The sequence below is a fragment of the Citrobacter sp. Cpo065 genome, assembly GCF_030332805.1.
GTDB lineage: Bacteria > Pseudomonadota > Gammaproteobacteria > Enterobacterales > Enterobacteriaceae > Citrobacter > Citrobacter portucalensis.
Genome location: NZ_JAOWHC010000029.1, coordinates 1 through 19,612, shown reverse-complemented (window position 1 = coordinate 19,612; position 19,612 = coordinate 1). Strand labels below are relative to the sequence as shown.

Below are 19,612 nucleotides of genomic sequence, written 5' to 3'. Positions count from 1 at the left end.
TCGTATGCAACCGCTTAACGTCGCCATTGTTGCCGTGGAAGATTTCAGCCCGTTTCACTTCTCGGTGCCGTGCATTATTTTCAGTGACAAAGTGACGGCGAAAAAGCGTTTTGAGGTGCAACTGTGTGCAGAACAGCCGGGCATCGTTTCCTCGCAGGATGGCTTCTCCATTAACGCAGCCTACGGCTATGAAGCGGTGGAGGCCGCCGACATTGTGGTGATCCCCTGGTGGGGTACCACGGCACATCGGCCACCACAAAGCCTGCTTGATGCGCTCAATCGTGCGCGACAAAACGGCGCGCAGATTGTTGGGTTATGCCTGGGTGCGTTTGTCCTCGGCTACGCCGGTCTGCTGGATGGCAAACGGGCGGCTACGCACTGGGAGTTCGAGCAGGATTTTCAGGCCCGCTTTCCGGCAGCTCATCTGGATATCAACGCGCTGTACGTGGATGACGACGGTATTATTACCTCGGCAGGCACCGCCGCTGCGCTGGATTGCTGCCTGTACGTCATCCGCCAGCGTTTTGGCAGCACGGTGGCGAATCAGATTGCCAGACGGATGATTGTGCCGCCACATCGCGAGGGCGGCCAGGCACAGTTTATCGAGCAACCGGTGGCGAAAAATACCAAAGATCAGCGCATCAACGTCTTGCTCGACTATTTGCGCCAGCATCTCCATGAATCACATAATCTTGACGAGCTGGCGCAACGGGTGATGATGAGCCGTCGCACCCTCACCCGTCATTTTATGAAGGCCACAGGGTCAAGCGTGGCCGAATGGTTGATTGCCGAGCGCCTGCGCCGTAGCCAGACGTTGCTGGAGTCCAGCCAGTTACCCGTTGAACGCATCGCGGAACAGGTTGGTTTTCAGTCGCCCGTCACCTGGCGCCAGCATTTTAAATCCCACTTTGGCGTTAGCCCGGCTGAATGGCGTAAAACCTTTCGCGGCGATTAGCCTCTTTTTTGCGCCAGCCAGATGGTGTGCCCGGTGCAGTGCGGATCTTCCATCACCATCTCGACCACCGCAAAACCGTGTGCTGACAGCAGTGCGCGGTATTCATCCGGCGCGAGGCTGGCGTGAAACAGCGGCTCACCTTCAAATTGCCCCATCGCGATGCCGTTGTCCGTACCGCTGGTAAACATCAGCGCGCTACCGGGATGGCTGAGGCGGTCAAAAATCGGGAACATTTTTTGCTGGTCCTGCTGAGTTAAATGGAAAAAGCTGTCCCAAGCGATCAGTCCATCGAAAGTCTCATTGAGTGCCAACTCGCGCATATCCTGTTCCAGCCAGCGCTGTGCAGGATAAGTGTTTCGGGCCCGCGCCAGCATCGCCGAGGAACCATCAACGCCGGTAAGCTGAAAACCTTGCTGGATAAAATAACCGGCGATCGGCTGACCGTTGCCGCAGCCAATATCCACAATGCTGCCCTGCCCGCCCATCACGGAAATAAATTTATCGAGCCAGCTTTTCTCGAACAAGGTGCGCGAGCGCTGGCTGGCAAAAGCATCCGTATGGCGTCGGTAGATGGACAGAATATTTTTTGCCGCAGAATCGCTCACAATGTCCTCGCTTTTTTCTTCTGTTAGGTATAACGGCGATAAATCCTTCAGCACGCTATCCTCAAACCCTGGAATGCGCCTCGCAGAACCCATGCGCAAATCCCCCAAACCCGTCCCGCTGTGGCATCATAGCGCACAGATAACGTCATGACAGGGGTGATAAACGTGAAACCGGTAACGCTATACGATGTGGCAGACCATGCAGGTGTCTCTTACCAGACCGTCTCTCGCGTCGTGAACCAGGCCAGCCACGTTTCCGCAAAAACCCGACAGAAAGTTGAGGCCGCGATGGCGGAACTCAATTACATTCCTAACCGCGTTGCACAGCAGCTGGCTGGCAAACAGACGCCACTGATTGGCGTTGTGACGGCAAACCTTGCCCTGCATGCCCCCTCACAAATCGTTGCTGCCATAAAATCCCGCGCCGACCAGTCCGGTGCCAGCGTGGTGATCGCCATGGTCGAGCGCAGCGGCGTTGAGTCCTGTAAAGCCGCGGTCCACAATCTGCTTTCTCAACGCGTAACCGGGCTTATCATCAACTATCCGCTGGATGAAGAAGATGCCATTGCCGTGGCAGCTGCCTGCGGTACGGTGCCGGTGTTGTTTCTCGATGTCTCTGACCTGACGCCAATTAACAGCGTGATTTTCTCTCATGACGACGGCGCGCGCCTTGGCGTTGAACATCTGGTGCAGCACGGACATCAACGGATCGCCCTGCTGAGCGGGCCGCACACTTCCGTTTCGGCAAGGCTTCGGCATGCGGGCTGGCACAAGTATCTGGCACATTACCAGCTACAACCCGTTGTGGAGCTGGAAGGCGACTGGAGCGCGATGTCTGGTTTTCAGCAAACGATGCACATGCTGAATAACGGTAACCTCCCTACCGCCATGCTGGTCGCTAACGATCAAATGGCGCTGGGCGCGATGCGGGCAATCAGTGAGTTCGGTCTGCGAGTTGCGGTGGATATATCGGTAATTGGCTACGATGACACCGAAGACAGCGCCTGTTACATCCCACCGCTGACCACCATCAGGCAGGATTTTCCGTTGCTGGGTGAAACCAGCGTCAACAGGCTATTGCAACTCCCCCGTGGCGGCTCCAGCGTGGGTAACCAACTGCTTCCCGTCACCCTGGTCAAGCGCAAAACGGTTCTGCCTCCCGATACGCAAACCACCACTCCCCAGGCGCTGGCTGATTCACTGATCCAGCTGGCGCGGCAAGTTTCTCAGCTCACCCCCAAATTGTGAACGCATAACAATTGTGTGAGTCAGTTCACTTATTGAACGCCCCATCCTTTACAGCAAGGAGCGCTTGTTCGTATTTTGATTGAAATTGTGAGCGAGTAACAAATTTAAACAGGATACCGTTATGAACCTGAACACAGATTCACTCTCCGCTGTTCTGGCCCGCCGCGACTGGGAAAATCCCGGCGTCACGCAGCTCAACCGGCTGGAAGCACATCCGCCATTCTGTAGCTGGCGCTCAGCGGATGATGCACGTACCAATCAGCGTTCGAGTCAGTTACGCTCGCTGAATGGCCAGTGGCAATTTGCCTGGTTTGCCGCGCCGGAGGCTGTCCCAGAAAGCTGGCTGACAAGCGATCTGCCACAGGCAGACATCATCAACGTCCCCTCTAACTGGCAGATGGCCGGTTATGATGCGCCAATTTATACCAACGTCACCTACCCAATCCCGGTGAATCCTCCGTACGTTCCGGCACAGAACCCGACGGGATGTTACTCGCTCACATTTAATGTTGAAGACGCGTGGTTAGAGGAAGGCCAGACGCGCATTATTTTTGACGGCGTGAACTCCGCGTTTCATCTGTGGTGCAACGGTCGCTGGGTCGGCTACGGTCAGGATAGCCGTCTGCCCTCTGAGTTTGATCTTAGCGATTATCTGCTGCGCGGCGAAAACCGTCTGGCTGTGATGGTGCTGCGCTGGAGCGACGGCAGCTATCTGGAAGACCAGGACATGTGGCGCATGAGCGGTATTTTTCGCGATGTCTCCCTGCTGCATAAGCCCACTACGCAAATCCGCGACCTGCGCATTAATACCCGTTTTAATGACAACTTCAGCCGCGCCACGCTGGAAGCGGAAGTCAGAGTGGCGGGCAACGAGAGCGAAGATTTACGCGTCACCCTGCAATTGTGGGAAGGTGAAACGCTCACCCGCGAAACGACCTCACCGCTCGGCAGTGAGATCATTGATGAGCGCGGCGCTTATCATGACCGGGTGACTCTGCGTCTGAACGTCGAAAAACCGGCGCTATGGAGTGCCGAAACGCCCAATCTGTACCGCGCCGTTGTGCAGTTACACACCGCGGGCGGAGTACTGATTGAAGCGGAAGCCTGTGACGTTGGTTTTCGTCAGGTTTGTATCGAAAACGGCCTGTTGCTGTTAAACGGCAAGCCGCTGTTGATTCGCGGTACCAACCGCCATGAGCACCATCCGGTCAACGGCCAGGTGATGGATGAGGCGACGATGGTGCAAGACATCATCCTGATGAAGCAGAATAACTTCAACGCCGTGCGCTGTTCCCATTACCCGAACCATCCGCTGTGGTACACCCTGTGCGATCGTTACGGCCTGTATGTGGTCGACGAAGCCAACATTGAAACCCACGGCATGGTGCCGATGAATCGCCTCACCGACGATCCCGTATGGTTGCCTGCCATGAGCCAGCGCGTCACGCGCATGGTGCAGCGCGATCGCAACCACCCGAGCATTATCATCTGGTCGCTGGGCAATGAATCCGGCCATGGCGTCAATCACGACGCGCTCTATCGCTGGATAAAATCAGAAGACCCGTCACGTCCGGTGCAGTACGAGGGCGGTGGAGCTGATACTGCCGCCACCGACATTATTTGCCCGATGTACGCCCGCGTCGATCAGGATCAGCCCATCCCCGCAGTACCCAAATGGTCGATTAAAAAGTGGCTGTCGATGCCCGGCGAACAGCGTCCGCTGATCCTTTGTGAATACGCCCACGCTATGGGCAACAGCTTTGGCGGCTTCGCCAAATACTGGCAAGCGTTCCGTCAGTATCCGCGCCTGCAGGGCGGATTTGTCTGGGACTGGGTGGATCAGTCGCTGACCAAATATGATGAGAACGGCAAAGCATGGTCAGCCTACGGTGGCGATTTTGGCGACACGCCTAACGATCGTCAGTTTTGCATGAACGGGCTGGTGTTCGCCGATCGCACTCCGCATCCGGCGTTATATGAGGCCAAACATGAACAGCAGTTTTTCCAGTTCACGTTACTGCCGGGCGCTGAACGCCAGATTGAAGTGACCAGCGAATATCTGTTCCGCCGCAGCGATAACGAAGTTCTGCACTGGTCGATTGCCCTGGACGGCAACCCGCTGGCCGCCGGAGAAATCGTTCTGGATATCGCCCCACAGGGCCGCCAGGTGATTACCCTGCCGAACGTTCCGATGCCGGACACCGCAGGCGAACTGTGGTTGACGGTGCGCGTAGAGCAGCCTCAAGCATCCGCATGGTCAGAAGCCGGGCATATCAGCGCCTGGCAACAGTGGAAGCTGGAAGAGAAGCTCAGCCTGGTACGTCCATCACACGCCAGCAGCGCACCACAGCTGGATGTTAGTGAGAGCAATTTTACCGTGCTGGCCAACAACACACGCTGGCAATTCGATCGTCAGTCCGGCCTGCTAACACAATACTGGATTAGCGATGAAGCCCAGTTGGTAAGCCCGCTTACTGACCAGTTCACCCGCGCGCCGCTGGACAACGACATCGGCGTGAGCGAGTCAACCCGCATCGACCCTAACGCCTGGGTTGAACGCTGGAAGGCCGCCGGTCACTATCAGGCTGAAGCAACGTTACTGCACTGTGCTGCCGATACGCTGAGCAATGCGGTACTGATCACCACCGAACATGCGTGGCAGTATCAGGGTGAAACGCTGTTCATCAGCCGAAAAAGCTACCGTATTGACGGCAATGGTGAAATGCAGGTAACGGTGGATGTCAACGTTGCCAGCGGTACGCCGCATCCGGCCCGCATCGGCCTGAGCTGCCAGCTGGCGCAGGTTGCGGAGCGAGTGAACTGGTTAGGTCTCGGCCCGCATGAGAACTACCCGGACCGTCTGGGCGCCGCCTGTTTCGATCGCTGGGATCTGTCGCTTGATGAGATGTACACCCCGTATGTTTTCCCGAGCGAAAACGGTCTGCGCTGCGGTACGCGCGAACTGTACTACAGTGCGCACCAGTGGCGCGGAGACTTCCAGTTCAACATCAGCCGCTTTAGCCAGCAGCAACTGATGGAAACCAGCCACCGCCATCTGCTGCAACCTGAGGCAGGCACCTGGCTCAATATTGATGGCTTCCATATGGGCGTCGGCGGCGATGATTCGTGGAGTCCTTCCGTGTCGCCGGAATTCCAGCTGAGCGCCGGACGCTACCACTTCCAGTTCGTCTGGGGCCAAAAATAATAATATAAGCAGGGCAGGTTGATACCTGCCCGCATTTATAGGAAGTCTGTTATGTATTATTTAAAAAACACTAACTTTTGGATGTTCGGCTTTTTCTTCTTCTTTTACTTTTTTATTATGGGTGCGTATTTCCCCTTCTTCCCTATCTGGTTACACGATGTAAACCATATCAGTAAAGGCGATACCGGCATCATCTTCGCCTGTATCTCGATGTTTTCTTTGTTATTCCAACCAATTTTCGGACTACTGTCCGATAAGCTTGGCCTGCGTAAACATCTGCTGTGGGTAATTACCGGCATGCTGGTAATGTTTGCCCCGTTCTTTATTTACGTATTTGGCCCATTATTGCAGGTTAATATTTTACTGGGTTCAATTGTCGGCGGGATTTACCTTGGCTTTATTTACAATGCCGGTGCCCCAGCGATTGAAGCCTATATTGAAAAAGCCAGCCGCAGAAGCAACTTTGAATTTGGTCGCGCGCGCATGTTTGGCTGCGTGGGCTGGGCGCTGTGCGCCTCGATTGCCGGAATTATGTTCACCATCAATAACCAATTCGTCTTCTGGTTAGGCTCTGGCTGTGCGGTCATTCTGGCATTGCTGCTGTTATTTTCAAAAACAGATGCCCCCTCTTCTGCAAAAGTCGCGGATGCGGTAGGCGCCAATAACTCGGCATTCAGCCTGAAGCTGGCGCTGGAGTTATTTAAACAACCGAAACTTTGGTTCCTCTCCCTGTATGTGGTCGGCGTTTCCTGTACTTACGATGTGTTTGACCAGCAGTTCGCCAACTTCTTTACCTCGTTCTTTGCCACCGGCGAACAGGGCACCCGCGTGTTTGGCTACGTCACGACCATGGGTGAATTACTCAATGCCTCGATCATGTTCTTTGCGCCGCTGATTGTAAATCGCATTGGCGGGAAGAACGCCCTGCTGCTGGCAGGTATGATTATGTCGGTAAGGATTATTGGCTCGTCATTCGCCACCACTGCGCTGGAGGTCGTTATCCTCAAAACGCTGCATATGTTTGAGATACCATTCCTGATCGTCGGCTGCTTCAAATACATCACCAGTCAGTTTGAAGTGCGCTTTTCGGCCACGATTTACCTGGTGTGTTTCTGTTTCTTCAAACAGTTAGCAATGATTTTCATGTCAGTTCTGGCCGGGAAAATGTATGAGAGTATTGGTTTCCAGGGAGCTTATCTGGTGCTGGGGATTATTGCGCTGAGCTTCACGCTGATTTCCGTATTTACCCTTAGCGGTCCGGGACCGTTTTCCCTGCGGCGTCGTCGCGAAAGCGTCGCGCAGTAAAAGCCTCTTTGCCGGATGCACCACTCACGTGGTTAATCCGGCCTACGATACTAAAAGGCCCGGTAAGCATTGCGCCACCGGGCATCACACGATGTTACTCTTCGATCGCCTGACGGATTTGCTGCAGCGACGCCGGATCGTCAATGGTCGTCAGATCGCCGGGATCGCGACCTTCACAGATCGCCTGAATTGTGCGACGCAGCATTTTACCGGAGCGCGTTTTCGGCAACTGCGACACAAACCAGACGTGCGCCGGGCGGCCAAAATTACCAATCTGACTGTCCACCAGCGCCATAATCGCCTTCTCTTCCGAATGTGCGATGTCGCGATCTTCAAGGCTGTCGCTCTGCTTAGGAATGACAAACGCGACCGCGACCTGCCCCTTTAGCGCGTCCTTCACGCCGACCACAGCCACTTCGGCAACGTTCGGATAGCTGGAAATACTCTCCTCTATCTCACGCGTCCCCAACCGATGCCCGGCCACGTTGATGACATCATCCGTACGGCCAAGGATGAAGTAATAGCCGTCCGCATCGCGAATACCCCAGTCAAAGGTGGCGTACACCTGACGAGAAAACAGCGACCAGTAGGTATTCACAAACCGCGCGTCATCACCCCAGATAGTCTGGATACAGCCCGGCGGCAGCGGCCCTTCAATCACCAGCATGCCCTTTTCATTCGCTTCGCAGGGCTCACCGGTTACCTCATTGAGCAACTGCACGTTATATCCGTACATCGGCACGCCTGGGCTGCCCAGCCGTGACGGGCGGTCGTCCAGCCCGCGAGCGATCGCCATAATCGGCCAACCGGATTCAGTCTGCCAGTAGTTGTCGATAACCGGGACGCCCAACGTTTCCGTTACCCAACTGGCGGTCGGTTCATCCAGCGGCTCACCCGCCAGATACAGCACCTCCAGCGAGGAGAGATCGTGATTGCGGATTTGCGCGGTCGGGAATTTCTTCAGCACGCGGATGGCGGTTGGGGCGGAGAACATCCGGCTGACCTGATACTTCTCAACAATTTTCCACCATACGCCACAGTCTGGATACGTTGGCAACCCTTCGTAAACCACTGTCGCCATCCCCGCCAGCAGCGGGGCATACACGATATACGAATGCCCAACAACCCAGCCGATATCCGACGCGCAGAAGAACACACCGCCCGCTTTACCGCCGAAAATGGTGTCCATCGAGGTCGCCAGCGCGACCGCGTAGCCGCCAACGTCGCGCTGGACGCCTTTCGGTTTACCGGTTGTCCCGGAGGTGTAGAGAATGCAGGACGTTTCGTTCGACTCCAGCCAGGCAACCGGTACCCGTGCGCCGAGATGCTGCTGGCGCAGCGTGGCAAAGTCGAGGTCTCGCCCCTCTACCCGCGCCATTTTCGCCAGACCGCGATCGACTAATACCACATGACGCGGCTGATGCTGCGCCTGATCGATCGCATCATCGAGCAGCTTTTTATACGGCAGGACTTTACCGCCGCGCGCCCCGGCATCCGCCGACACGATAACCACCGGTCGGGCGTCGTCGATACGCGCCGCTACGCTGTGCGAGGCGAAACCACCGAACACCACCGAATGGATCGCCCCTATACGTGCGCAGGCCAGCAGCGTAATGTGCGCCTCGGCGATCATCGGCATATAAACCAGTACCCGATCGCCACGCTGTACGCCCAGCGACAACAACATCGCCGCCGCGACGTTCACTTCGTCATACAGCTGACGAAAGGTAAACGTGCGTTCTTCTTCGGTTTCTGATGACACAGCAATCAGCGCCAGCGCGTCAGGCTGTTTCTCCAGCCAGCGGTCAATGGCGTTGTGGCACAGATTGGTCGTACCACCGCAAAACCAGCGGGCAAACGGCGGGTTACTGTGGTCCAGTACCTGCGTATACGGCTGCTGCCAGTCAATACGCTGGGCCTGCTCGGCCCAGAACGACTCCGGCTGCGTAATAGAACGTTGATAAAACTCGCTATAAGACATAATGCTCTCCTGTTGAACTTACGCCTTGCCGCACGCAGGTTTAGATTACATAAAGGTCCATATACTCATTGACCGGCATCTGCTCCAGGCGAGTTCTGTCCAGGGAGACATCCAGGATGCGCTGCTGCTGACGGGTCGGGAACTGACGCGCCAGGTTAATTTTGAACTTCTCGACCAGCTTCGGCATACCGTCGTTACGACGGCGCGCGTGGCCGATTGGGTATTCCACTACCACTTCTTCAAAGCGTGAGCCGTCGGTGAATTCAAGCGTGATGGCATTCGCGATGGCGCGTTTTTCAGGGTCGTGGTAATCGGCAGTAAAGGCCGGATCTTCGAAGCAGTTAATCTTTTCACGCAGTGCATCAATGCGTTTATCCTGCGCCACGCCGTCTTCGTAATCTGCCGCCGTTAAGCGTCCGAACAGCAGCGGGATAGCCACCATGTACTGGATGCAGTGGTCACGATCCGCCGGGTTATTCAACGGGCCTTTTTTATCGATGATGCGGATACAGGCTTCGTGCGTACGAATGGTCACTTTTTCGATATCGGCAGCGGTCTTACCTGCAGCCTGTAACTGCTCGTACAGCGACATCGCCGCTTCTACCGCGGTCTGCGAGTGGAACTCTGCCGGGAAGGAAATTTTAAACAACACGTTTTCCATCACGTACGAACCGTACGGTCGCTGGAAGCGGAAAGATTCGCCTTTGAAAGAGACATCATAGAAGCCCCAGGTTTTCGCCGTCAGTGCAGATGGATATCCCATTTCACCGGTTTTCGCCATCAGCGCCAGACGTACAGCACGTGAGGTGGCATCGCCAGCCGCCCAGGATTTACGCGTGCCGGTATTCGGCGCATGACGATAGGTACGCAGCGACTGACCGTCGACCCACGCCAGCGAGACGGCGTTGAGAATTTCATCCCGGTTCAGGCCAAGCATCTCGGCAACCACCGCCGTGGAGGCGACTTTTACCAGCAGGACGTGATCCAGACCGACGCGGTTGAAGGAGTTTTCCAGCGCGATACAGCCCTGAATTTCATGGGCTTTAATCATTCCGGTTAACACTTTTTTCATGGTTAACGGCGCTTTACCCACCGCCACCGCATTGCGCGACAGCCAGTCAGCCGTCGCCAGAATACCGCCGAGGTTATCGGAAGGATGACCCCATTCTGCGGCCAGCCACGTGTCGTTAAAGTCCAGCCAGCGGATCATCGCACCGATGTTAAACGCCGCCTGCACCGGATCGAGCTGGAACTGGGTACCTGGTACGCGCACACCGTTCGGGACGACGGTACCCGGTACAACCGGCCCCAGCAGTTTTTTACAGGCCGGATATTCCAGCGCTTCCAGGCCACAGCCAAGGGTATCAAGCAGGCAATAATGCGCGGTGTCATACGCCACCTTCGAGGTGATCTCGTAGTTCATGACATAATCAACGATATCAACGATTTCACGGTCAAATTCAGGGCGGACGTTCGAAATATGTGCAGACATAGGGTACATTTCCTGTTTTTTATCTTTAGAGGTTTTGCATTAGCAACGTTTTTCAATCGAGACAAATACGCGATCTTCCGGGCCGGTATAGTTGGCGGAAGGACGGATAATTTTGTTGTCCTGACGCTGTTCGATGATGTGCGCCGCCCAGCCAGTGACGCGGGCGATAACGAACAGCGGTGTGAACATTTCCGTGGGGACGCCCATCATGTTGTAAGAGACTGCCGAGAACCAGTCGAGGTTAGGGAACATCTTTTTCGTTTCCCACATCACCTCTTCCAGACGGTCGGCAATGTTGTACATTTTCAGCGAACCGCCCTCCTGAGAAAGCTGTTTCGCCACACGCTTGATCACCTGATGGCGCGGGTCGGCGATGGTGTAAACCGGGTGACCAAAGCCAATCACCACTTCTTTATTTTCAACGCGTTTACGGATATCTGCTTCGGCTTCATCCGGCGTTTCATAGCGTTGCTGGATCTCCAGCGATACTTCATTCGCTCCGCCGTGTTTCGGCCCACGCAGTGCGCCAATCGCACCGATAATCGCGGAGTACATATCAGAGCCAGTTCCCGCAATCACACGCCCCGTGAAGGTAGAAGCGTTAAACTCGTGCTCGGCGTACAGCACCAGCGAAATGTGCATCGCCTTTTCCCAGCTTTGTGATGGCTTTTCACCATGCAGCAAATGCAGGAAGTGACCGCCAATAGAATCATCGTCGGTCTCCGGCTGAATGCGCTCGCCGTTATGGCTGTAGTGATACCAGTACAGGAGGATAGAACTGAGCGAAGCCAGCAGTTTGTCGGCAATATCGCGTGCGCCGGAGACGGTATGTCCTTCTTTTTCCGGCAGCGTACAACCCAGCGCGGAAACACCAGTGCGCATCACGTCCATCGGATGCGAGGCGGCAGGCAGCGCTTCCAGTACGGTACGCACGTTAGCGGGCAATCCGCGCAGCGCTTTCAGTTTGCTTTTATAGGCGGTGAGCTCATCGCGGGTGGGTAATTTCCCGTGAATCAGCAGATGCGCAACTTCTTCAAATTCGCACTGTTGTGCCAGATCAAGAATATCGTAGCCACGATAGTGCAGATCGTTACCGCTTTTACCCACGGTACATAAGGCAGTATTTCCGGCAGCGACGCCTGACAGCGCAACCGATTTTTTGGGTTTAATGACATGGGTACTATTTTGCAGGATCGTTGTGTCGCTCATGTTGTCCTCGTCATTATTGTAATATGTAGGGTACTAATTTATTGCCGGATGGCGGCTACGCCTTATCCGGCCTACGACGGTTACTTTTTTGTGTACAACGCGTCGAGTTTCTCTTCGAACTGGTAGTAATTGATGCTTTCGTACAGCTCGTTGCGCGTCTGCATAATGTCGATAACGTTCTTTTGCGTACCTTCCTGACGCAGCACGTTGTAAACCTTCTCCGCCGCGCGGTTCATGGCGCGGAAAGCTGACAGCGGGTATAGCGCCATCGCAACGTTCGCGCTGCGCAGTTCATCGGTGGTAAACAGCGGTGTGGCGCCAAACTCAGTGATGTTGGCGAGAATTGGTACCTGTACCGCATCGGCAAACTGGCGGTACATCGCAAGTTCGGTAATGGCTTCCGGGAACAGCATGTCAGCGCCCGCTTCGACATACGCCTGGGCACGATCGATGGCAGCCTCTAATCCTTCCACCGCCAGCGCATCGGTCCGCGCCATAATCACAAAGTTGGGATCGGTGCGCGCATCAACGGCTGCGCGGATCCTGTCGACCATCTCTTCTTTCGAGACGATCGCCTTGTTCGGGCGATGACCGCAGCGCTTGGCGCCGATCTGATCTTCAATATGCAGCGCAGCAGCACCCGCTTTGGAAATCGACTTGACGGTACGCGCCACGTTGAATGCAGACGATCCAAAACCAATATCCGCATCCACCAGCAATGGCAGCGGGCAAACATCCGTAATGCGACGAATATCAGTCAGCACATCATCAAGGGTAGAAATGCCGAGATCCGGCAGACCCAGCGACCCCGCAGCGACACCGCCGCCGGAGAGATAAATCGCTTGATACCCGGCACGTTGAGCCAGCAGAGCGTGGTTGGCGTTGATGGTGCCAACGATTTGTAATGGGTTTTCTTTAGTGAGCGCAGCGCGAAACGCCAGCCCTGGGGAGTGTAGAGACATATCCCGTCCTCTTGTTATCAACTTGTTATCGTTCGTTGATATTTCTAAAGCAAGGGGTATGCCAGGGAGCTTATTTTCTCTTCAATTTAATTTTTTATCTTTTAAAACAACAGATTAAATCCAATGTTTCTATTTTTGTTGCACAAAAGCGTGTCAGCTATCGTTTCATGAAACGTTCCTTCACGTTTCATTGCAACATTTATGAAACACAACTAAACCCTACTACTCGGTTCCTTAATTTTTGGGGTTAGTTATGGCAGATACGCATCTACCGCCGCGAGTGAACGACGATAAACCGGTTATCTGGACAGTCTCGGTCACCCGCCTGTTTGAACTGTTTCGCGACATCAGTCTGGAGTTCGACCATCTGGCGACCATCACCCCCATTCAGCTTGGTTTCGAAAAAGCGGTGGCCTATATCCGTAAGAAGCTGGCCACCGAGCGTTGCGATGCCATCATTGCGGCAGGCTCCAACGGCGCATATCTGAAAAGCCGTTTGTCTATTCCGGTGATCCTGATTAAACCCAGCGGATTCGACGTGCTACAGGCACTGGCAAAAGCGGGAAAACTCACCTCGTCAATTGGCATCATTACCTATCAGGAACCCCTCCCGGCGCTTCTCGCGTTTCAAAAAACTTTCAATTTGCAGCTTGAACAGCGTAGCTATATCACCGAGGAAGATGCTCGTGGGCAAATCAACGAGCTGAAGGCTGGCGGTACACAAGCGGTAGTTGGTGCGGGGTTGATTACCGATCTGGCAGAAGAAGCAGGCATGACCGGCATCTTTATCTATTCGGCGGCCACCGTGCGCCAGGCCTTTGTCGATGCGTTGGATATGACCCGCCTGACATTACGCAGAAACGGTCAGTACGCCTCTGGCGATACGTTGCGCACTCGCTACGCGCTCGGAGATATGCGCGGTCACTCTGCGCAGATGGAACAGGTACGGCACACCATTATGCTGTACGCCCGTTCGCGTGCGCCGGTCCTCATTCAGGGCGAAACAGGAACGGGTAAAGAGCTGGCCGCACAGGCCATTCACCGTGAGTTTTTCACCCGTCAGGAGAATCGGCGCGGTAAACCCTCACCGCCGTTTGTTGCCGTCAACTGCGGGGCAATCACCGAGTCATTGCTGGAAGCGGAGCTGTTCGGCTATGAGGATGGCGCCTTTACCGGCTCTCGCCGAGGGGGACGCGCGGGCCTGTTTGAAATCGCTCACGGCGGAACCCTGTTTCTTGACGAGATAGGCGAGATGCCGCTGCCGTTACAAACCCGACTGCTGCGTGTGCTGGAAGAAAAAGAGGTTACCCGGGTCGGAGGACATCAGCCGATTCCGGTCGATGTCCGGGTGATTAGCGCCACGCACTGTAATCTGGAACAGGAGATGAAGCAGGGAGAGTTTCGTACCGATCTGTTTTATCGCCTGAGCATTTTACGCCTCAAGCTGCCGCCGCTGCGCGAACGGTTGCCCGATATCCTGCCATTAGCGGAAGGCTTTTTAAAACAGTCGCTGGCGGAACTGGACGTGCCGTTTTCTGAGCCTGTTCGCAAGGGGCTGGGATTAAGTCAGCCGACGTTGCTGAATTATGGCTGGCCGGGGAATATCCGCGAACTGCGTAATATGATGGAGCGTCTGGCACTGTTTTTAAGCGTCGAGCCGCAGCCAGAGCTGAATGTGGATTTTTTACAACAGCTGTTACCGGAACTGGCCATTGTTGCAGACTCACCGCAAGCATCGTCATTGCTGACGCCGCAACAGGTGTTGGCACAATTTGATGGTGACAAAACTGCCGCCGCGCGGTATCTCGGAATTAGCAGAACCACGTTCTGGCGCAGGCTAAAAGAAAAACCGCCGGTACAATGACCGGCGGGTATCGTGTCTTTTACAGTAGCGCGTTATTTTTTCTTGTAAATATTCGCTGTGCCATGGATTTTGTTATCCGTTTGGCCGGAGGTTAATACCACCACGTCAGCACCTTTCTCTTCAGCTTTCTTCAAAAGGTCTTCTTTAGCATCCGAAGTAGAGACTTCATTACTCGTTGAAATATCACCGATTTTTGTATACTGAGACTCAACCTTTTCAAACTCAACCTTCGTCATAAATTCCGCGGCGTACGCGTTGGTCACAACAAAAGCTAACGCACCAATAAGTACTTTAATTCCAGTTTTCATATAAAAGCTCCAGATTTTGTTATATATGCCATCATCGACCCCTGAACATTCGACATGCGAGTCAAGGATGATTAATAAGTAGTTCAGCCTGGCAAAAAGATCCAGAGCAGGCGGAAATATAAAGAGATTTTGCGAATCGTTGATAACAGAAAACCTGTGCCGTCGCGTTATCTGACGCGCCAGGTTTGCACAAAATAATCTATGAAGTCATTTGCAAATCTCAGCGCGTTTCACTGCGCAGTGTGAGTGAATACGCAGAATGATGAACACACTAAAATTATAGTGTTAGCTGTCACTTAAGCGCTTACTAATGGAAATGTTGTCTATGGAACCTCTGCACGCCGTCGTTCTCACCATCAGCCTGTTTGTTTTAACCTTTTTTAACCCCGGCGCAAACCTGTTCGTGGTAGTACAAACTAGCCTGGCATCCGGACGACGCGCAGGTGTGATGACCGGTCTGGGTGTTGCCTTAGGTGATGCGTTTTACTCCGGCCTTGGGCTCTTTGGTATGGCAACGCTAATCACCCAGTGTGAAGAGATATTTTCATTGATTAAGATTGTCGGCGGCGCCTATCTGCTGTGGTTTGCCTGGAACAGCATCCGCCATCAGGCCACGCCGCAAATGCCCACTCTACAGCAACCGCTTTCCGCTCCCTGGTATGTGTTTTTCCGCCGTGGATTACTAACGGATTTATCAAATCCGCAAACCGTACTGTTTTTTATTAGTATCTTCTCGGTCACCTTAAGCGCAGACACGCCTACGTGGGCCAGACTGATGGCCTGGGCAGGCATTGTGTTGTCTTCCGTTATCTGGCGTATTTTTCTCAGCCAGGCATTTTCTTTGCCTGCCGTGCGACGGGCGTATGGTCGCATCCAACGCGTTGCCAGCCGGGTGATTGGCGCAATAATAGGTGTTTTCGCGCTAAGACTTATTTATGAAGGTATTAGCCATCGATAAGAGAGTTTAACTTGACCATCGTGAGGTAATTGTCCGTAATACCGCCTGAATTTTTAATCGCAGGTGAGTGGCAGTGAGATGGAACAGGTTGAACCGGTAAACGACACATTACTCCTTACAGAATGGCAGGCGCTGATACGACAAACATCGCCTGAAGTTCACTTGCTCCTCACATCGTTAAGCGATGAAGAGATCCGCCATTTAGTGACCGTTTTTTATGACTATATGCTCTCCCATGCCCAGAGCGCATTGTTCCTCAATACAGAACAGGTCAGTACCCGCCTCAGCGGCAGTATGTTTGACTGGTTACGCAGCGTGCTTGGCAGCGCGCACGAAGATCTACCGCAGCTGCTGGCCAAACAGCGAGAAATTGGCGTGGTGCATGCCCGTATCGGCCTGCCCATCGATCTGGTAAACCGCGGCGCGCGTAAGCTCAAGGATGAGCTGTATCGGGTATTGAAAACCAAAGCTGACGACTCGTCTTCCCTGTTGAGCAATGCTATCTGTTTCAGCAGCCTGGCAATGGATACTGCGCTGGAGGCCATGACCGTCTCCTATTCCCCAAGCCACCAAAACTCTCTGCATACGCAGGAGCAGTATCGCCTGCAGACCATTTACGATGACGTTAACGTCGAGCGCGAACGGCAAATTCGCTCATTTACCGACTGGGAAAATCAGTTTATCTATAACATCGCCATCGGTATGCCTTTCGGTGAGATGGTATTTCTGGCGAATTCTGATTTTGGTATGTGGTTCTCACATAAAGGAAAACACATTCTCGGCAACAGCAATCTGTTGAAAGAAATGGAATCGCTGATAGCAGAGATCGACAACCGCATGACGACCACCTTTTCGCATCAGCATCAGCATCAGCCAACAGAACCTGAGAGGATGAGCCTGTTGCAGGATGTCCGCCAGCTATCGGCAAAAATCCATTTCCTGCTCGCCTCAATGTTTGACGCACTGGTTAAACAGGAAAATGGTAAAGACTCGCTGACCCAGTTACTTAACCGCCGCTTTATTCCAACCATCATGCGGCGTGAGATTTCGTTAGCGTTACATGCGCGGAAGCCCTTCACCCTGGCGATGCTGGATATCGACTACTTTAAGCAAATTAACGACAACTATGGGCATAATACCGGCGATCTGACGCTCAAAAACGTCGCAGCGGTCATTTATGATCATATCCGTAGCAGCGATTACGTGTTTCGCTATGGTGGTGAAGAATTTATGATCCTGCTCGTCGAGTCAGACAAGTCGCAGGCCAGTATTATCCTCGAAACGCTGCGTATGAAGATTGCCGAGATGTGCATGGCGGCATCGGCGGCAGAATCATTTTCTATTACCGTCAGCATTGGCATCGCCGAATATGACTATCATCCCGACTATAAACAGTTGGTTGATAAAGCCGATCGCGCGCTTTATCTGGCGAAAAGTAATGGCCGCGATCGCATAGAGGTATATCAGGAATAACCTTCTCCGCCACAGAGAAATAAATACCCCGTTCAGGGTATTTATCTGATCGGCGATAAATACCGAGCTGTTATTTTTATTCAGGCCTATTGGCATGATGAAAATAACAGCCACGTAATAAGATGTAAATCAAATACACCAAATCTGAATAGCGCTAGCATATCCCGGTGATGACGCCTTCTGAATGCAGAAGGGGAAATATGAGGGATAGTATAAAACCATGAACGGGAAGAAAAGAACGCGCTGGCAGCGCCGTCCAGGCACGATCGGAGGCAAACTGCCGTGGAATGACTGGCGCAACGCCAGCAGCTGGCGAAAAGCCACCCAGTTTCTCCTGCTGGCTATTAATATTTATATTGGCGTAACGTTCTATTACTGGGTCCGCTATTTCGAAACCGCCGGCACCAGCGTCTATATTCCAAGGCCAGGTGGTATTGAGGGATGGCTACCAATCGCGGGTTTGATGAATATCCGCTATACGCTGGAGACTGGTTTTCTTCCGCCTATCCATGCCGCCTCCATGCTGCTGTTAGTTGCGTTTATCCTGATTAGTCTGTTGTTAAAAAAAGCCTTCTGTTCGTGGTTATGCCCGGTGGGCACGCTGTCCGAACTGCTCGGCAATCTGGGGAAAAAAGTATTTGGTCGCAACTTCACGCTGCCGCGCTGGCTGGATATCCCGCTGCTCAGTCTGAAGTATTTGCTGCTGAGTTTCTTTTTGTATATCGCCCTGTCGATGCCTGCACAGGGGATTCAGTATTTTCTAATGTCGGCCTATGGCATGATTATCGACGTGAAGATGCTCGATTTCTTTCGCCATATTGGCTCCGCTACGCTCATCTTTGTTGTCGTTATCAGTGTCCTGAGCCTGTTTATTCGCAATGCCTGGTGCCGCTATCTGTGCCCTTATGGTGCGCTGCTCGGTCTGTTCTCGCTGCTCTCGCCGTTTAAAATCCGCCGTAACGCAGACAGTTGCATCGACTGCGGAAAATGCGCGAAAAACTGCCCGTCGCATATCCCGGTCGACAGACTGATTCAGGTGCGTACCGTGGAATGCACTGGCTGCATGACCTGCGTTGAATCCTGCCCGGTGGCCTCAACGCTGAGCTTCTCACTGCAAACACCACCAGGGGCGCAAGACAACGGTAAACCGTTATGGCGACAGAGGACGCTATCAGGTGTTGCCATGACGCTACTGGTGCTTGGCATTCTGTTTGCCACCATTGGTTATGCCGTTTATACCAATGTCTGGGATACGCCAGTGCCCGATCATATGTATTTCCAGCTGATCCCGAAGGCAAAGATGATCGGCCATTAATTTTTATATCATTATGTTCAAAACCCTGCCAATTCTGGCAGGGTTTCCCGCCTGTCCTGCCATTTTAAGACAATTGAACTTGTGCCATCGCGCTCTCGTTTATACAACCTTAAATATCATCTGTAATAATTTTTCTATTTTGTTATGGGCGACTGGGATCAAAATAATGAACGGGATAACATCATGACTAAAATAAAACTGGCACTGCTATTACCTCTGTTTCTGGCAGGTTGTACGATGAATGACGGGGAATTAAGAAACGCTTACGCTCAGCATTATCAGCAACCTACCGCTTATGTAGATGCTTATAAACAGAAAATAGCCAGTATGGATATTCATGCGCTGGCCCAATATGCCGCCGCAGAAGATAAGAAAAAAATGCGCGGGCAGCCAAGACTGAAAATCGACGAATTTATTACCATTGAGAACGTGCAGGCGAAAGGAAATCGGGTGGTCTACGATTACTCACTGTCCGAAAGCTGGCTGGCGCTGTCCGCAGATAAACAGCGCGAGAAGCAGACCAATATGAATAAAGACCTGATCTACCGTACCTGCTCGCTGGAAACGGTACGTCTGGCGCAGGCAAAAGGGCTGGAAGAAGAACATAACTATTACAGCCAGTACCCAGACAAAGTCGCCTTTACGCTGAGAACCAGCGCGCAGATTTGTCTGCAGAACGGTTTTACACAATAGCCGCAATCACAAAGCCTGATGCGCTGCGCTTATCAGGCC

15 protein-coding genes are annotated in these 19,612 nt (G+C 53.4%); 9 read left to right on the top strand and 6 right to left on the bottom strand.

The genetic code is table 11. From position 1 onward, the window contains the following. The first annotated feature begins 4 nt into the window (after positions 1-4). Complete coding sequence (locus OGY68_RS06130) at positions 5-955, top strand: GlxA family transcriptional regulator (protein ID WP_057067087.1); 951 nt, start codon at positions 5-7, stop codon at positions 953-955. Here the strand turns inward: OGY68_RS06130 and OGY68_RS06125 are convergent. Beyond that, positions 952-1,560, bottom strand: a complete 609-nt coding sequence (locus OGY68_RS06125) for a class I SAM-dependent DNA methyltransferase (RefSeq protein ID WP_502873527.1) — start codon at positions 1,558-1,560, stop codon at positions 952-954. The two genes, OGY68_RS06130 and OGY68_RS06125, sit on opposite strands and share 4 nt — an antisense overlap. Before the next feature lie 165 nt (positions 1,561-1,725). Between OGY68_RS06125 and OGY68_RS06120 the strand changes: the two genes are divergently transcribed. From OGY68_RS06120 to OGY68_RS06110, 3 genes are all read left to right on the top strand, one after another. After that, positions 1,726-2,808 carry a LacI family DNA-binding transcriptional regulator gene (locus OGY68_RS06120; protein ID WP_057067084.1) on the top strand — a complete coding sequence of 361 codons (1,083 nt, stop codon included), beginning with the start codon at positions 1,726-1,728 and terminating at the stop codon, positions 2,806-2,808. Positions 2,809-2,929: 121 nt separating this feature from the next. Then, entirely contained in the window at positions 2,930-6,013 is a 3,084-nt protein-coding gene (locus OGY68_RS06115) for a beta-galactosidase (RefSeq protein ID WP_275382829.1), read from the top strand. Between the two features lie 51 nt (positions 6,014-6,064). Beyond that, on the top strand, positions 6,065-7,318 hold the full coding sequence (locus OGY68_RS06110) for an MFS transporter (protein WP_057067081.1): 1,254 nt from the start codon (positions 6,065-6,067) through the stop codon (positions 7,316-7,318). Positions 7,319-7,412: 94 nt separating this feature from the next. Here OGY68_RS06110 and prpE read toward each other — a convergent pair whose 3' ends face one another. The 4 genes from prpE to prpB form a co-directional block, all read right to left on the bottom strand. Beyond that, positions 7,413-9,299: a propionate--CoA ligase gene (gene prpE / locus OGY68_RS06105; RefSeq protein ID WP_057067078.1), complete on the bottom strand. Its 1,887-nt coding sequence runs from the start codon at positions 9,297-9,299 to the stop codon at positions 7,413-7,415. A gap of 40 nt (positions 9,300-9,339) precedes the next feature. Continuing rightward, positions 9,340-10,791, bottom strand: a complete 1,452-nt coding sequence (locus OGY68_RS06100; protein ID WP_057067077.1) for a bifunctional 2-methylcitrate dehydratase/aconitate hydratase — start codon at positions 10,789-10,791, stop codon at positions 9,340-9,342. A 39-nt stretch (positions 10,792-10,830) separates the two neighbouring features. After that, positions 10,831-12,000 (bottom strand): bifunctional 2-methylcitrate synthase/citrate synthase, encoded by a 1,170-nt coding sequence (prpC, locus tag OGY68_RS06095; RefSeq protein ID WP_057067076.1) that lies wholly within the window; start codon positions 11,998-12,000, stop codon positions 10,831-10,833. Between the two features lie 80 nt (positions 12,001-12,080). Then, positions 12,081-12,962, bottom strand: coding sequence for a methylisocitrate lyase (prpB, locus tag OGY68_RS06090; RefSeq protein ID WP_003830903.1), 882 nt, complete (start codon positions 12,960-12,962; stop codon positions 12,081-12,083). Between the two features lie 253 nt (positions 12,963-13,215). Here prpB and prpR point away from each other — a divergent pair, with 253 nt between their 5' ends. After that, positions 13,216-14,826: a propionate catabolism operon regulatory protein PrpR gene (gene prpR, locus OGY68_RS06085; protein ID WP_057067073.1), complete on the top strand. Its 1,611-nt coding sequence runs from the start codon at positions 13,216-13,218 to the stop codon at positions 14,824-14,826. 32 nt (positions 14,827-14,858) lie between these two features. On the opposite strand, the gene yahO is transcribed toward prpR, so the two are convergent. Further along, positions 14,859-15,134, bottom strand: a complete 276-nt coding sequence (gene yahO, locus OGY68_RS06080) for a DUF1471 family periplasmic protein YahO (RefSeq protein WP_032942474.1) — start codon at positions 15,132-15,134, stop codon at positions 14,859-14,861. Between the two features lie 325 nt (positions 15,135-15,459). On the opposite strand from yahO, the gene OGY68_RS06075 reads away from it, so the two are divergent. From OGY68_RS06075 to OGY68_RS06060, 4 genes are all read left to right on the top strand, one after another. Continuing rightward, positions 15,460-16,092, top strand: a complete 633-nt coding sequence (locus OGY68_RS06075) for a LysE family transporter (protein WP_008783857.1) — start codon at positions 15,460-15,462, stop codon at positions 16,090-16,092. 78 nt (positions 16,093-16,170) lie between these two features. Continuing rightward, positions 16,171-17,565, top strand: coding sequence for a diguanylate cyclase (locus OGY68_RS06070; RefSeq protein WP_057067071.1), 1,395 nt, complete (start codon positions 16,171-16,173; stop codon positions 17,563-17,565). Between the two features lie 220 nt (positions 17,566-17,785). Further along, on the top strand, positions 17,786-18,880 hold the full coding sequence (locus OGY68_RS06065) for a 4Fe-4S binding protein (protein WP_057067068.1): 1,095 nt from the start codon (positions 17,786-17,788) through the stop codon (positions 18,878-18,880). Between the two features lie 183 nt (positions 18,881-19,063). Next, positions 19,064-19,573, top strand: a complete 510-nt coding sequence (locus OGY68_RS06060) for a hypothetical protein (RefSeq protein ID WP_223849070.1) — start codon at positions 19,064-19,066, stop codon at positions 19,571-19,573. Positions 19,574-19,612 lie beyond the last annotated feature (39 nt).